We start from the raw sequence: 15,183 nt of genomic DNA, 5'->3' as shown, positions 1-15,183 counted from the left end.
CTTAACGGGAGCCAGTCCCATCGACGATGCGGATCATAAAAGGAAGCAACGTCAGGTTGGCGATGCTGCTGACAACCAAGGTGATGCTGACCAGTACGCCAAACGTCGCCGTCGGAATGAAAGGGCTGGTCGCCAACGTCGAGAACCCGATCGTCAACGACAGCGTCGCCAAGATCACCGCGATGCCAACGGTTTGATAGACGCTGGCGATCGATCGCTGCACGCCGTGACCGATTCGATGCCGACGGTACGCGCACAGAAAATGAATCGATCCATCGATCGAGATCCCAATCGAAACCGCGGCGATCATTGCGGTCCCCAGATTCACCGGCGTCCCCCAACAGCCCAACAACGCCAGGACGCCGAGAATCGGCAGCATGTTCGGCAGCATTCCACAAACGGCCAGCTTCAGCGACCTGGCGACAATCCACAACATCCCAAACACGCCCAATGACGCAACGCCGAAACAGATCCATTGATCGGCAACCAGCCCCGAGACGAGCCCCGTCATCAACACGTAATACCCCGTCACCTGCGGCTCGACCGCCGGCTGCGTCTCTTCAAAAAACGCTTTCCAACGATCCGAAGCGGTATGCTCGCGAACGGTCTGCCGAACGCTGGCGATCAATTGCTGCTTCGTTTCCGCCGGCACCTGCTCGCTGCTGCGGATCATCATGCGCAACATCGCCGGCTTGCCATCGGTCGACGGTCCGGCGACCAAGGCGTCGATGAAATATGGCATCGACGCTCGCATGCCAGCGATCCGCAGCGACGGCGGCGCGATCGCAAGCAGCGGCGAAGTACTAGCCGCTTCGTCGGCGTCGGCGATACTAAAGACTTTGCTCAACCGCGCGTCGGGCTGGTCGCCGATCGCACGCAGCCGATCTTCCAACTCGCGCACGCTGGCCAGATATTCGCTGGAAAGGAGATCGGGAGCCGGCAACAAAACATCCCACACACCCGCTCCGCCAAGATCCGATTCAACGATGCGGTAATCGATCGCAAGCGGATGATTGGCGCGAAAGTTTCGAATGAAATTAGTCTCGATCGTCAGCCGCCCCAGCCCCAGCGAAATCCCAATCGTCAGCAACACAAGCGCGGCGAGCGCGATCCTCCGATGCAGCGTCAGCCAATGGTAACCGGCATACATCGCGTGCCGCACGCGGCGGTTGGTCTGCCGCGGACGCGAGCCTCCGCCGGCCGGTCCTATCGAGGCCAAGCCGGGCACAAACAAAACGATCGCGACCAACACGACCAGGGCTCCGATCGCCATCATCCATCCGAAATCGCGAATCGGCCCCACGTCGGATACCGACAGCGCGGCGAAGCCGACCGCATCGGTCAGACAAGCCCAAGCGATCGGCCGCAGCACACTGCGCAGCCCCAACACGGTCGCTTCGCGTCCCGACCGGCCACGCAGCCGCGCGTTGCGGTCGGCCACCGCAAGATGAATAATCGACGCCACGGCGATCACGGTCACCACCGCGGTCAACATCGAACTGACAAGTGTTAACTGAAGACCGACTAAGGCGACCAAAGCTCTGGTGCAGACGACCGACCAACATATCACAACGACTTGCACCAGCACCCAGCGAAGCGAGCGGAACATCACAAACATCGCGACGGACAACAGCGACAGCGTCACCAATCCCAAGCGCCGACCATCGGCTTGGACCATCGAAAAACCTTCGCTCACCAAAACCGGCTCGCCGACCAAACTCGCCGGCTGGTGCTCGGCGGGTAGCGTCGCCGCGATTTCGCGAAGCCCAGCGACCGCGGCGTCTTGGCCGTCGTCTGTTGTGCGCTGCGGGTCCAACATCACGACCAGTGCGGCGTAGTCGCCATCGTCGGAGTGCGTGTAGCCGGCAAACAGTTCACGAAACGCGGTGGCTAATTGATCGTCGGCCAGGATTTCCGGAGCGGAATCGGCGGCGAAGAACAACGCGGCCGGACGCATCTTGGTCAGGGCAGCATCGACTTTGGCGAGACTCAACACACTCGCCACCCCCGGCAGCGCTTCGATCCGCTGCATCAACTCTCGCTGCAACTTCAGCCCTGCCCCGCTGCGATCGAACAGATCGGCATTGGGATAGGTCAACATCGCGACCTCGTTGCCGCCGAAGGTCTCTTTTAATTGTTGGTAAGCCTGCGCCGCCGGATCAGCTTCGGGAAACATCCGCTCGATCCGCCGATCGAACTGCAACCGTTGATCGATCGACCAAGCCAGCGCAAAAACTGCGACTGCAATCACCAGCAACAGATAGCGATTGGAGACGAGCAAGCGGGGAATGTCGGGCGCGGGGAAGATCATGCTTTAAAGCGTATCGATCGCCTGGAGTGTCAGCAATGCGATCGGATCGCGTCGCCCGACGCGCCTACTAGCACCGCAGCGCGACACCCGTCAACGGGCAAGGTGAAGCGGAAGAACGATTTTGCAGAAAATAGAATTTTGCGTTTTTGCTATTCGATTTGTCGCTGTACTTGGCAAGCCAATCCTCGTTACAATTGAGTTTGACGAGCACGCGTCCACACGAGGCCACCCCACGGGAACGATTAACCGATGACAACACAGACACCCGTCAAACGTGCCAACCTCCCCACGGCCTCCCCTCCTCCGTCGGCAAACGAAGGGGCGTTGCAGGATGTAGCCCAAAAGATTGTCTGCGACGCCCATCGATCCCCTCGCGAGTACATTCGCCGTGCAAACACACAGCAACAAGGCGAATAACGCCGTGCCCAGCCGGTTGCTGCGCCGCCACATCGGGCTGGAAACCGAATACGCCACGGTCGTTCAAACGCCAGCCGACCAGGAACATCCGCCATCGCGACGCGAGGTTTACGATGCGGTCTGCAAGAGCCTGACGCAATCGGTCCCGACGGCCAAGGCGAGGTTCGATGATTGCCGATTGTTCCTCGCGACCGGCGGTGCGATCTCGCTGGAATCGTGCTTCGACTGGATGGACCAACCGGGCGGATTGATCGAAGGAGCGACTCCCGAATGCAGCAGCCCACGCAATCTGCTGGTCTGCCAACGCGCTCAAGATCGGCTGTTCGCCGACGCGGTCGCCGAATGCGACCTCCCCGCTTCGGTCTGCTTGCTGAAGAACTCCCGCGATGCCGAAGACCATGTCTACGGATGCCAAGAGAATTATTCGGCCGACGTCGCCAGCGGCCCGATGCTGTGGGCCTACCGCGCCGGGATCTTGATGCTGATCCCGATGTACATGCTGTACGTCGCGATCTGCCTGACGCTAACCTTTTTAGGCGTTTCGCTGCTGGTCTCGCTGAAGAGTGTCGGCGCGATCGTTCGCGGCCGCCGCCCCTGCCTGGAAAGCCTGCTGGACATTCCCAACTGGTGCATCCGCGCCGCCGCGGGACTGCTGCGAATCGTCCACGCTCCGCTGACGTGCCTGCTGTGGTTGGTCGCCCGCTTCACCGCCTTCCGCCAACAACGCCAAGGGCTCACCCCGTTCCTGATCTCCCGGACGATCCTCTGCGGTACGGGACATTTAAATGCTCGTGGCAAGTTCTCGCTTTCGGGCAAAGCCGCCGCGATCAACAGTATGGTCGGCATGGGCGGTTATCTGAACGAGCGGCCGATCTATGTCTTCGGTCACTGGTTGCAAACGATGTGCAGCGAATCGATCATCTCGCCCCGCTGCCTGCTGGAACTGCTGGGGCGACGTCAGCGACTGCAGATCGGATTGGCCGATTCGAACGTCGCCGATGCGGCGGAATATTTAAAAGTCGGCGCGACAAGCCTCGTCCTGGACATGATCGAAGCGGGCTACGCCAAGGGGCTGCCCAAGCTGAAGAAACCGCTCGAGGCGCTGCAACAGATCGCCAGCGACTGGAGCCTGATCGCTCGTGTGGCGACTAACAGCGGTCCGATGACAGCACTGGAAATCCAGCAAGCCTACTTGCACCGCTGCCGCCAATTCGTCTTCGACAGCGAGGAACCGGCGAACTCCGAAGCCTGGGACATCCTCGAACTGTGGGAGCAGATGCTCGACGCAGCCGGGCAGATCCGCGAACTGCCAGTCGATTACGAACCCTCGCTGGCCAAGATCGACTGGGCCTCCAAAAAGTGGCTGATCGATCAGATGGGAAGCGATGCCAGCCTGGCGTCGCGAAAAAAGGTCGATCTGCGGTACCACGAACTCTCACCCAACGGATATTACCACCGTTTAACGGGAGCGGTTCCCTGCTGTTCGATCGTCGAAGTCGACGAGATTTCCAGCGCGATGCGGATGCCTCCCAAAGACACCCCCGCGTCGCGGCGAGGCAATTTAATCCGCGAATTTGCTGGCTCCGAGACCGCCATCTCCGCCTCTTGGTCGCACGTGATCATCGGCAGCGGCAAGAGTCGCCGGACGTTTGCGGTCAAACCGCCCCGGCGTCCCGCTCCTCTGACTAAACGCGACCGGCATTGACGCCAGCCGAAGATTGAGTAATCTTTTGAATTCTTATCCAATGCGGATGTGGTGGAACGGCAGACACGCTAGCTTGAGGGGCTAGTGCCTTCACGGGCGTGCGGGTTCAAATCCCGCCATCCGCACTCATTTCTTTTAGGCTTTCGACGAAGGCCGCCGTCGGGGCAGCAGCGACATCGCATGCCAGGGCTCCAACGGACGCGGAGGATCGATAGCGATCGATCTCCTCTCCCGCACTCTCGACCTCGCAACGGCAGCAATCAAGCGAGTAAATCGCGATCAAAAATCGGTCCGCTGCCACGATGAAATCTGGCCAGGGGTGATCGTATCTTCGATTCGACAACGCTAGAGTTTATTAGAGTTGGGGCAATGACAAGCTGCGATTGATCCAACCGGGCTGGCCCCCTACCCTGCCCCAACATGCTTACTGTATCCGCTCTCGTTCATTCCCCTGATGCGCCGTGAATAAACCGGAACCGTTGCCAGAAAATCGCTTCTTCAACCGCGAACTCAGTTGGCTTGAATTCAACCAACGCGTGTTGGATCACGCCGATGATGAGAACAATCCCGCCCTGGAACGGCTGAAATTCCTGGCGATCACCAGTTCCAATCTGGACGAGTTTTTTATGGTCCGCGTTGGCGGGCTGATCCTGCAAAGCCGGCGCCCCGAATCGTTCACCGACCCGTCGGGGCGGAGCACCGCGGAACAGTTGTCCGCGATCCGCACGCGCTATCGCAAAATGGTCGACGACCAGTACCGGATCCTGCTGGAAGACATCGAACCGACGCTGCAGGCTCACGGCATCGCACGGGTCACGATGAGTGAGGCGGGAGAACAACATCAAAAGACGGTCCGCTCGGTTTTCCAAACCTTGATCCAACCGGTCCTCTCGCCACAGATCGTCAGCAGCGGGGAATTCCCGCTGGTCCAAGTGCTGACCATCCAGCTGTGCGTTCGCTTGAAAGGCCTGACCGAAGAGACGCCTTGGGACTATGCGATCATTCCACTGGGCCGAGCCGTGGGACGCGTGGTCACGCTGCCGACCGAAGGGGGCTACGCCTACGCCCTGCTGGAAGATGTCGTCGCTCACCACATCGATGAGTTCTTCAACGGGCGTGAAGTCGCCGAGTGCATCGCGTTTCGCGTCACTCGCAACGCCGACATCGCGATCCAAGAAGACTCCGCCCGCGACCTGATGGTCGGGATGGAAGAACTGCTGGAGAGTCGCCGCACCTCGGGCTGCGTTCGTCTGGAAATCGACGAGCGCGTGAGCGAAGAGATGCTGCAGTTCTTGAGCGACAAGATGGATCTGTGCGATCAAAACATCACGTCGATGCGCGGCCCACTGGACCTGACCTACCTGTTCCAACTGGCTGGGCTGAAAGGATTTTCGGCGCTCCGCGATCCGCACTGGGCTCCACAGCATTCCCCCGAGATCGATCCCGCCGAATCGATGTTCGACAACATCGCCCAACGCGACCTGTTGCTGCTGCACCCCTACGAACAATTTGACCCCGTCGTCCGGTTGATCCAGGAGGCAGCGGAGGATCCCGACGTGCTGGCGATCAAACAGGTGCTGTACCGAACCAGCCGCAACAGCCCGATCGTTGCGGCATTGATGCGAGCGGCGGAGCGAGGCAAATACGTCACCGCGATCGTCGAACTGAAGGCCCGTTTCGATGAAGCTCGCAACATCGAATGGGCTCGCGAAATGGAAGCCTCCGGCGTGCAAGTCGTCTACGGCGTCCGCGGCCTCAAGACGCACGCCAAGATCTGCATCGTCGTCCGCCGCGAAACGCAAGGCATCGCCCGCTACGTTCACTTCGGCACGGGGAACTACAACGAAGCAACAGCCGCTCTCTACGGCGACGTCAGCATGATGACCTGCAACGAAGAATTCGGCGCCGACGCGACCAACTTCTTCAATTCAGTGATCGGAGCCAGCCAGCCGCAGCAGTTCCATCAATTGTCGATGGCCCCGACCAGCTTGCGAACGCGCGTCTTATCACTGATCGAAAACGAAACTCGCCGCCGCGCTCAAGGCCAACGCGCGGTGATCGTGGCGAAGATGAACGCGCTGGTCGACAACACGATCATCGATGCCCTGTATCGCGCCAGCCAAGCGGGCGTGAAGATTAAACTGAACATTCGCGGCATCTGCTGCCTGAAGCCGGGCGTCCCGGGGCTCAGCGAAAACATCGAGGTCACCAGCATCATCGATCGCTTCCTCGAACACGCGCGAATCGCCTACTTCCACCACGGCGGCGACGAAGCTGTCTTCATCAGCAGCGCCGACTGGATGCCTCGCAACCTCGACCGCCGCGTCGAACTGTTTGTCCCGGTGCAAGATACCGCCTGCCGGCAGAAGCTGCTGCAGTCGCTGGACACCTATTTCCAGGACAACGTCAACGCTTGGCAACTGGGACCCGATGGCGTCTACACACGCAAAACGCCGACCAAAGGCAAGCGTTTCCGGGCTCAAGAAGTCCTATACAACACGGTCGTTGCCGAAGTCAAAAAGGCGGAACACGTGCGGCGGACACACTTCGAAACGCACCAAGCCGAACCGAAGTAGCACAAGAACCGCCCAAACGATGGTCGCCTTTCGCTCCGCGAAAGTGCGTCCCCCTCGCAGGTAGACGCTAGCGCACTTTCGCGGAGCGAAAGGCGACCATCCACCACGCCCGCGGACTAGGCCAGGCCGTCGCGGACCGTCTTCAGCATCGCTGCGAAGACGAGTTCGTTCTGATCGAAGTCGCGGTTTTCCGCCTGCATCTGCACCAGCAGCACGTCGTCTTGATACTGCATCGCCAGCATCCGCGACGTGATCACCAGGCTGTTGCAATAGAACTGCAACTCCACCCCAACCTCCTCCGGAAACGCTCCCTCGGACTTATACACCTCCGACTCCACCTCATCGTATTCGGCGTCCATCGCCTGGCAGGCCTGCTTCAAGATGTTTTCATGGTCGCTGCGCCCCGCATATCGGTTCAACGAGAAGAACATCCCCGTGGGGCTCTCGACGACATAACCCTCGCTGTCGCCATCGTCGACCGGCCCGGTTAATTCCCAATTGTCGGGGTACATCAACTCAGTCCCCAAGAAGTCACATTTTTTCGGCACTTTTTCTAGCTCGCCTTCTATCGCTGTGGCAGACCATCGGTCTGGATGTCGTTATTGCTCGGGTACGCCTCGATCGCGCAACCCTTAGCTGAGAACACAATAAAGCGTTCATATTAGCTCAGTCGGCCGCGAATCGTAACGGTGACAACCGCTGCAAATCAAACCGCTTTGCTAGCGGCGGCTTTTCGCGCCAGCGGATCATCGCTCCAGCCAGCAGACCTTGCTCCTCCTAGCCTCGCTTTGTTATGAACCCCAATGATTCCCACCGCGCGACGCGTGTGGCACAGCAACCTATCGAACCATCGCCCCGCGAATCCCGACACTTATCCAGACTGCACATGCGGTTGAAAACTGCCATCCTCCTGATCTTCGTCTGCCTGGGCCTCGCTCCCGGTTGCCGGGCGATCCGCCGCACTGTCGACAGCCGGCAATCGATCGAAGCCCGGCGGATGTCGCGTGAGGGACTCGCCGCGATCCACCAGAATCGCTGGGAGGAAGCGGAAAAGCTGTTCGAAGCGGCGCTGGAACTGAGTCGTTCCGACGACCGTGCCTACTGGGGCTACAGCGAAGTCCTGTGGCAGAAGGGGCAGCACGCCGAAGCGATCAGTCATCTGGAACAAGCAGTCCGTCTGTCGGCCGGTGCGCCGGAACTGCGCGTCCGACTCGGCAACATGTACTTGGAAGAAGATCGCGTCGACGACGCGGCAACCCAAGTCGCACACGTCCTCGAATCGACTCGCGACATGGCAACCGCCTGGGCACTGCATGGCGATATCCTCGTCCGCCAAGAGAAACTGGAAGCCGCCTTGGCCTCCTACCACCGCGCGATCTCTCTCGACCGCCAATCCCCGCAAGTCCGGTTAGCGATCGCCGACATCTACAGCCGACAACAGCGGCACGATCGCCTGCTGGCGACAGTCGACCAATTGGAAGAATCGACCATCCCAACCGAACAAGCGGCACAACTGGAAATGATGCGAGGGATTGCGATGCGGGAACTGGGACATCCCGACAGCGGTGCCCAACATCTGCAACGAGCGATCGCGTTGGGAATGAGCGGCCGAGAGGTCTATCACGAATTGGCCAAGACGGAGCTTGCCAGTCGCCGATTCGCCGCGGCGAGCCACGCGATCCGCAACGCCCTGCAACTAGCTCCCGACGACGCCGAAAGCCTCTCGCTGGCGCAGAACATTCAACAAGCTCAAGCCCGACTGGCCGCTGACACCGCCAACGACGACCTGACGCAGGAACGTTGATAGAAGGCGAACCACCGCGGCTGATCTGCGGGCAAAACCGCCACCAATTTTGCCAGGTCTTCAATCGTGAGGTATTGTTGCTTGTGTTCTTGTGTGACCGTCCCTCAGAACGCTGCCGAAGTCCCCACCGGGCTCAAGGCACGCTTATTGCGTTTTGGACGGCAGAACCAGATTGCTCGTTACAATCGAAAGGGGCCCCATGCAGTCAACGACCCTCAGCCCGCCGGCAGGACCAACCAACACCTTTGTCGACCGTCGCAGCGCACCAAACCCAAATGCTTCGGTTTCCGAGCGCCGCCAGTTCGTCAGCTCGCACGACGGCCTATCGGATGAAGCCAAAGAATTGGCGCTGGCGATCGACAGCTACAAACTGCAGCACCGCCGCCGCTACATCACGTTTGAAGAGATGCTCTCGGTCGTCAAAGGCCTCGGCTACTCGCGATAGCTCGCGTCCCACGCGCTCTCTCACACCCGGGCGGTTTCAAACCGCCCTGCCCTGCCCCAATCTCCAGTCGCGGCGACACCGCGCATTCACGTTCGTCATGCCGCGTCGCAGGACGAGGAGACTTTGGCAGCAGAAAACGTGGAAGCCTCGAATGCGGCAGGCGGTCAGCTAATGGCCCAGTTGCTGGATGACCGACTGCGTAATGCGATCGCTGTAGGCGTTCAGCTTCCAATGCTCCGGAGACCAGCCCGCAAGAAAACGGTAGAAATCGGCCCAGGCGAACCGGTACAACGCACGCCATTCGCGTTCCAGTTCCGCGACATCTACTTCGATGTGGCGGACGGCGATGGCATCCCGTAACGAATCGAAATAGACATTCAGGAGCGCAGCCTCCTGGGATGCCGCGTCGTCTGCGCTCAAGCAACTGCTGACCAGATAGGCGACGTCCTTCATGCCGCAGCCGCGACCGACATATTGAAAGTCCACCGCAGCTACGCGGCCACTGTCTCTGTCAGAAAAGCAGAAGTTCGCAACTTTGGCATCCCCGTGAACCAACGTCTGGAACCTTGCAGCATTTAAATGGCGATCGATCTCCGGTGCCGACGACTTCAGGGGGCCGGCCGGCAAGGCGTTGAGTTCGTCGGGGCGTGTGTCCAAGTGCCAGTAGGTGCCAATTGGCCACAAGCCGCTCGCCGAGCTTCCCAGGAACGTAGCGTGGAAGCTTGCCAGCCAAGTCAGACAGTCGCGGAGTCCATGCTGGTCGAGAGCGTTTTTGCGGCGATCGAAACCTTGAGCGTCGAGATCGGTGAGCACAATCACCCAGCCGGCTTCGTTTGCTTTCTGGTGAGCTGCAACAAGGCCGGGGACCTGGCAGGATGGTCCGCATTGCCCCGAGTACTTCTCGTAGAACACCTGCTCGACTCCGTAGGAACGGACTTTCCGCAAGTGCGACGCGTCGCCTCCCCAGCCTCGACGGTTAGAGCGTGCCCTAGAGACATCGATGTGTTTGATGACCACGGGAGTTGGCTCGCCCGATCCGTCGTCCTGGAGTCCTCGCAAGAGAGCACGCTGAATCACACCGTAGCCACTCCAGAGGCTCTGGATCGGTTCACCAAGCTGAACGGATTGTGCGCCGGTCATTCGCCGGACGATGTTGGAGAGCGTGTCTACCACGGTTCAAAAATCTTCGCGTTGCAATGAGGTCGCGTGACGGTCTTCCAACGTTCCAACTTCGCTGCATTCTTTCATAAGGAGCAACAAACATGACTCCCTACGAGGAAGCGAGAGGAAGCCGAACGCCGAGCCCACTGTACCGAACTTTTCCGGCCGGATCGACCGATATCGCTTCGAGACGCTCTCAAACGCTACCAGCAGATCGCCGCTGCGCTGTCTGCCGCTACCATCGTTGATGGAACGTGGCACGAAGTGCGGGGAGGAAGAAGGGGACCCCCACAAAATGTTGCCCATCACCTCTGAAGAGATGCTCTCGGCCGTCAAAGGCCTCGGCTACTTGCGACAGCTCGCGCCCAACCGCTCCCCCACAACCCGGGCGATTTCAAACCGCCCTCCCCTGCCCCAAATGCGCGCTGGAGTCGAGGCTTCAGCCGATTCAAGCGCCGCTGAATTCGCCGAAAGGCTCCACCGCAACCCAAACCCCAGCAAACGAATGTCGCTTGCTCGGCTTTCGGTTCGCCGGAGCTCACTTCGGGCGCTAAAGCGTGAAACCTCGCTGCCGCAAAGTTTAGCGCTGGGTATCTACCAATTTGTACTGACCACCATTTTGTTCGGCAAGCTGCTCCATAAATGCCCGAGCTCTACCCGTCACAGTAATTCCAATGGTGTTGATCGTGATGTTTCGAAATGTATTTCGAAACGTGATGTCCTCCAAAATCATCGCCGGAACGACGATCCTACCGGTGGTCGGCGCTCCGTCGGACAGTAAATAAATGGCTTCGACATCCTGATTCATAAACAGCGCAGTTGTCAACGCTTCGTGCGTATTGGTTAATCCTACCGAGTACATCCTCGCTAAAAATCCTATTGCACTTCGCTTGTGCTCTGCGGTTGCCGGGACAAGCTGTTGCTGCCAAACCTTGGCCTTGTCCGAATATGAGATGATTGAAAACATCGAGGTTTCAGGCAATGCTTCCAACGTTCGACTCAGCTCGGCGACGACACGGCTTAGCCGAGAAGCCCCTTTGTAATTTTCGGCCATACTGCCAGAGCGATCGATGATAAACAGCATCCGGTCGGCATGGATATCAAGGCCATAGAATTGTGCCGGGGCTAGCTTGATCCGCCGATAGGGATCATGGTCGAATAACTGCAAACGCGGCTTTCTTGGCCCAGCACGCACTTGCTTCCACGCTTCAAATTTGACTTCATCCCCACCAAAATCCGCGACAGTTAAGGTGTCCAGGTACTCATTGATTTCAAACCCCAACTGCCCTGTTAACACTTGTGCCTGCTCGGTCAAAACCTCTACCGCAGCTGGACTTGAAATCTTCGATACCGCACGCAAAACGCTCACTCGAAATCCATAACTTGCCTTGAACTCGGGACGCTGAACTTGCTCTATCAACGTCGGCAGTGCACCGTCGTGGAACGAGTAGCGGCCAATCGCATCGGCGGCGGCCATTACAATTTCCTTTCTTGGGGATTCCAGCAAACGAACAAGCTCGTCGGTCGCTTGCGTTTGGTTAACACTACCAACCAAATCGATCAGATGCAGGGTGCTGCTGGGCACTAAAGACGGGTCGGCGGGCGGTTTCGCTTCGTGCTGCGAAATGGCACGGCAAAGAACATCAAGGTTGGCCCCGATCGCTGTTGGATCGGCTCGCAGCATGGCGATGGCCCTCAGCCGGATCGGTTCGCGTTTGTTACTGAGATGCTTAAAAAGATCGGGCGGAGTTGCTGCCTGCGACAGAGATCCTAACAAGACGCAAAACACGATCGATAGAATCTTAACGGGCCGCATCGGAACAATCCCCCAGAGGAAAAGGTGTTTCGGATACAGTAAAACCTACAGGTCGGTGTCCCCAAAAGCAAGAAAACGCTGCACCTTCGATAGGAAAGGCAAAATGGGACAGAAAGGTAAAACGAGCAACGGACGAGACCTCAAAGGCAGGCGGAACCCGCTGGTGGAAAACGACTTCAAATCGGATTCCGCTAAGCCTGTAGAGACCCACAAAGCCTCCGGCAACTTTCGCAGCAGAACCTCAGGTTTCGAATTCTCGTTGAGCTAACAATCTCCAAAGCGTTGGCGACCGCTTCGACAACGATCGGCCGTCACGATACTCGAGACCGCCTCTGTTAAATCACGTTCGAAGAGATGCTCTCGTTCGTCAAAGGCCTCGGCTACTCGCGGTAGCTCGCATCCAAATCGCTCGCCCACACCCGCGCGATCTCAAACCGCCCTGCCCTGCCCCAATCGCAGCGACGCCACGCATTGCCATTCGCCGCGTCGCACATCGGAAAAGTTTTGGCAGAACGATGGGGGGGGCAGAATGAGCAGCATCGTTGGGCGAAGTCCGTTCTGCTATACACCTGCCACGGCCCCCTCGCCATCCACGCCTCTATCATTCTGCCAGCAATCATCCTGGCATCCCGTCGAACCGCAGAACGAAGTAACCTCGCGGCCGTTCGCAACGAGTGTCGTTGCGACGCAAAGCAGAACATAGAAGTGTTAGCAGAATAATGGGGGCAGGATGAGCTGCGTTGAGCGAAGTCCGTTCTGCTACGCGCCGGCCGCGCCCCCCCTCGCCATCCACGCCTCTATCATTCTGCCAGCAAGCATCCTGCCATCCCGCCGAACCGCAGAACGAAGTAACCCCACGGTGTGTCGCAACGAGTGTCGTTGTGACACAAAGCTGAACATAGAAGTGTTGGCAGAATGATGGGGGCAAAATGAGCAGCAACATTGGGTGAAGTCCGTTCTGCTACGCACCCCCCTCGCCATCCACGCCTCTATCATTCTGTGCGATAGACCACGACTGGCGGACACTCCAAGGATTACTCAGAATCTTCCCAGGAGAAAATAATGCCAGAGAATCCTAGACAGCCGCGACGTGTGCATTCGGACGAATTTAAACGCAGTGCCGTGGAGCTCGTTACGAAGAAGGGCTACACGATCAAACAGGCCGCCGATGCAGTTGCGGTGGCTCCGAGGAGCATCCGCGATTGGATCAAGAAGTTTGACGCCAGTGCGATCCCCGCTTCAGTCGGCTCAAGCAACGATGCGCTGATTGCCGAGAACCGTCGCCTGAAGAAGGCGCTGCTGCAGGCCGAAATGGAACGAGACATATTAAAAAAAGCCACGGCGTATTTTGCGAAGGAGTCGAAATGAAGTACGCCTGGATCAAACAACATCGCGACTCGTTTCCAATTCAGACCATGTGCCGAGTGATGCTTGTCAGCAGAAGTGGCTATTACGCCTGGTGCGTGCGTGAGCCAAGTGCACGCAAGCAAAGAACGAATAAGATTCGCGCGGATGTTCAGCGGGTGCACGCCAGTTCGAAGCAGATCTACGGAAGCTACAAGGTCGCCGAACTGATGCAGGCCGACGCGCAGCTCGAGTCGGCAAGTCGCAATACGGTGGCCAAGGCGATGCGTGAAATGGGCCTAAAAAGCAAGGTCCACAAGCGTTTCACTCCAACGACCACGGTCGCCGATCCAACCAAAGTCCCCGCACCGAATCTACTCGACCAGGTTTTCGAGGCGGAAGGGCCGAACCGCAAATGGGTAACCGACATCACCTATTTGCCATCGGCCAACGGCTGGATCTATCTTGCTGTTGTGCTCGATCTGTTTAGCCGCAAAGTGGTTGGATGGTCGATTTCCGAAAGCCTCGCAACGCCTCTGGTCGAAGATGCGTTGAGGCAAGCGATCGCAAATCGACGGCCTGACACAGCGAACCTGCTTCACCACAGCGATCGTGGATGCCAGTACACCAGCAGCGAGTATCAACGTACGCTGAAGACTCTCGGCATCACCTGCTCGATGAGCCGCACTGGATGTTGTTACGACAACGCCGTGATGGAACGATTCTTTTGGTCCCTGAAACATGAGTGGACTAAATTTGAATCATTTGCCGATATCAACGATGCCCGCACCAGCGTATTTGAATACATCGAAACGTTTTACAACTCCACGCGAATTCATCAAACCCTTGGCTACCGAACTCCCAACCAGTTCGAAGTCGACCACGAGCAATCCTTAGCCCTTTGACGCCCCTTGGAGTGTCCGTCAGTCGTGGTCTATCGCACTGCCAGCAAGCATCCTGCCATCCCGCCAAACCGCAGAACGAGCCAACGACGCGGGCAAAATGATCAGCAGCGTTGGGGCAAGTCCGTTCTGCTACGCACCTGTCGCGACCAACGCGCCTCGCCATCGCGAAATCTTTATCCGGCCAAGCAGTCCACCACTGAACGAAGTAGTTGTGGGAACTGTCGCTTTTAGTGTCTTATTGCGGGCGAACTGGTACACTGACGTTTATGACCAACATGAACGAAATCTTGACCGCCGCGCAGTCGTTGCCTGCTTCGGATCGTGCCCAATTGATCGCAAACCTTTGGGACAGCGTTTCTCCACTTGACTGGGTGCCCCCCGATTCGCAATGGATTACCGAGGCCAATCGACGCAGCGACGCTTACGACGCGGGTGAAACGACCAGCACACCATGGGCTGAAGTGCGCCAGCGCGCACGACGCAAGGCCGGCCTGGATGGCTAACGTCACGATCTGTTCGGCGGCAGAGGACGACTACACGGAGTCCCTGAAATGGTACGCCGAACGAAGCATTGAAACGGCAAACGATTTCGATACAGAATTCGATCGGGCGTTATCGCAGATGCCCCCGAGCGGTTTCCAAAGTGCAACTCTCGCCATCGCTACTTTTTGCTGCGGCGATTCCCGTTTCGAATTATCT

11 protein-coding genes and 1 tRNA gene are annotated in these 15,183 nt (G+C 58.4%); 8 read left to right on the top strand and 4 right to left on the bottom strand.

What is annotated here, in order from left to right:
• Position 1: 1 nt before the first annotated feature.
• The gene (locus CA51_RS02100) at positions 2–2,311 is read right to left on the bottom strand and encodes an efflux RND transporter permease subunit (RefSeq protein WP_145117477.1); all 2,310 of its coding nucleotides are present in this window, start codon (positions 2,309–2,311) and stop codon (positions 2–4) included.
• A gap of 421 nt (positions 2,312–2,732) precedes the next feature.
• On the opposite strand from CA51_RS02100, the gene CA51_RS02095 reads away from it, so the two are divergent.
• The 3 genes from CA51_RS02095 (at position 2,733) to ppk1 (ending at position 7,009) form a co-directional block, all read left to right on the top strand.
• Complete coding sequence (locus tag CA51_RS02095; protein ID WP_197451519.1) at positions 2,733–4,433, top strand: proteasome accessory factor PafA2 family protein; 1,701 nt, start codon at positions 2,733–2,735, stop codon at positions 4,431–4,433.
• A 42-nt stretch (positions 4,434–4,475) separates the two neighbouring features.
• A tRNA-Leu gene (locus CA51_RS02090) sits at positions 4,476–4,558 on the top strand.
• Between the two features lie 336 nt (positions 4,559–4,894).
• Positions 4,895–7,009: a polyphosphate kinase 1 gene (ppk1, locus tag CA51_RS02085; RefSeq protein WP_145117475.1), complete on the top strand. Its 2,115-nt coding sequence runs from the start codon at positions 4,895–4,897 to the stop codon at positions 7,007–7,009.
• A 116-nt stretch (positions 7,010–7,125) separates the two neighbouring features.
• On the opposite strand, the gene CA51_RS02080 is transcribed toward ppk1, so the two are convergent.
• Complete coding sequence (locus CA51_RS02080; RefSeq protein WP_145117474.1) at positions 7,126–7,557, bottom strand: hypothetical protein; 432 nt, start codon at positions 7,555–7,557, stop codon at positions 7,126–7,128.
• 344 nt (positions 7,558–7,901) lie between these two features.
• On the opposite strand from CA51_RS02080, the gene CA51_RS02075 reads away from it, so the two are divergent.
• Both CA51_RS02075 and CA51_RS02070 read left to right on the top strand, forming a co-directional pair.
• Positions 7,902–8,813: a tetratricopeptide repeat protein gene (locus tag CA51_RS02075; RefSeq protein WP_197451518.1), complete on the top strand. Its 912-nt coding sequence runs from the start codon at positions 7,902–7,904 to the stop codon at positions 8,811–8,813.
• 199 nt (positions 8,814–9,012) lie between these two features.
• On the top strand, positions 9,013–9,258 hold the full coding sequence (locus CA51_RS02070) for a hypothetical protein (protein ID WP_145117472.1): 246 nt from the start codon (positions 9,013–9,015) through the stop codon (positions 9,256–9,258).
• A gap of 168 nt (positions 9,259–9,426) precedes the next feature.
• On the opposite strand, the gene CA51_RS02065 is transcribed toward CA51_RS02070, so the two are convergent.
• Positions 9,427–10,431 (bottom strand): phosphotransferase, encoded by a 1,005-nt coding sequence (locus tag CA51_RS02065; RefSeq protein ID WP_231745944.1) that lies wholly within the window; start codon positions 10,429–10,431, stop codon positions 9,427–9,429.
• 568 nt (positions 10,432–10,999) lie between these two features.
• Positions 11,000–12,235, bottom strand: a complete 1,236-nt coding sequence (locus CA51_RS02060) for a VWA domain-containing protein (RefSeq protein ID WP_145117471.1) — start codon at positions 12,233–12,235, stop codon at positions 11,000–11,002.
• 1,062 nt (positions 12,236–13,297) lie between these two features.
• Here CA51_RS02060 and CA51_RS02055 point away from each other — a divergent pair.
• The 3 genes from CA51_RS02055 (at position 13,298) to CA51_RS02045 (ending at position 14,987) form a co-directional block, all read left to right on the top strand.
• Positions 13,298–13,603: a transposase gene (locus tag CA51_RS02055; RefSeq protein WP_145117213.1), complete on the top strand. Its 306-nt coding sequence runs from the start codon at positions 13,298–13,300 to the stop codon at positions 13,601–13,603.
• A complete protein-coding gene (locus tag CA51_RS02050; protein WP_145117470.1) occupies positions 13,600–14,484 on the top strand; it encodes an IS3 family transposase in 885 nt (294 codons plus the stop codon). The genes CA51_RS02055 and CA51_RS02050 overlap by 4 nt, the downstream gene beginning before the upstream one ends.
• Before the next feature lie 275 nt (positions 14,485–14,759).
• Positions 14,760–14,987: an addiction module protein gene (locus tag CA51_RS02045; RefSeq protein WP_231745943.1), complete on the top strand. Its 228-nt coding sequence runs from the start codon at positions 14,760–14,762 to the stop codon at positions 14,985–14,987.
• The last annotated feature ends 196 nt before the right edge of the window (positions 14,988–15,183 follow it).

Origin of the sequence: Rosistilla oblonga, from assembly GCF_007751715.1 — a bacterium.
Classification (GTDB): Bacteria; Planctomycetota; Planctomycetia; order Pirellulales; family Pirellulaceae; genus Rosistilla; species Rosistilla oblonga.
The sequence above is the reverse complement of the archived record's forward strand: the minus strand, read 5'-3'. Positions and strand labels throughout refer to the sequence as shown.

Coding starts and splice junctions, on each gene's coding strand:
- CA51_RS02100 (WP_145117477.1), bottom strand. CDS start 2,311: ATGATCTTCCCCGCGCCCGACATTCCCCGCTTGCTCGTCTCCAATCGC.
- CA51_RS02070 (WP_145117472.1), top strand. CDS start 9,013: ATGCAGTCAACGACCCTCAGCCCGCCGGCAGGACCAACCAACACCTTT.
- CA51_RS02060 (WP_145117471.1), bottom strand. CDS start 12,235: ATGCGGCCCGTTAAGATTCTATCGATCGTGTTTTGCGTCTTGTTAGGA.
- CA51_RS02055 (WP_145117213.1), top strand. CDS start 13,298: ATGCCAGAGAATCCTAGACAGCCGCGACGTGTGCATTCGGACGAATTT.
- CA51_RS02050 (WP_145117470.1), top strand. CDS start 13,600: ATGAAGTACGCCTGGATCAAACAACATCGCGACTCGTTTCCAATTCAG.
- CA51_RS02045 (WP_231745943.1), top strand. CDS start 14,760: ATGAACGAAATCTTGACCGCCGCGCAGTCGTTGCCTGCTTCGGATCGT.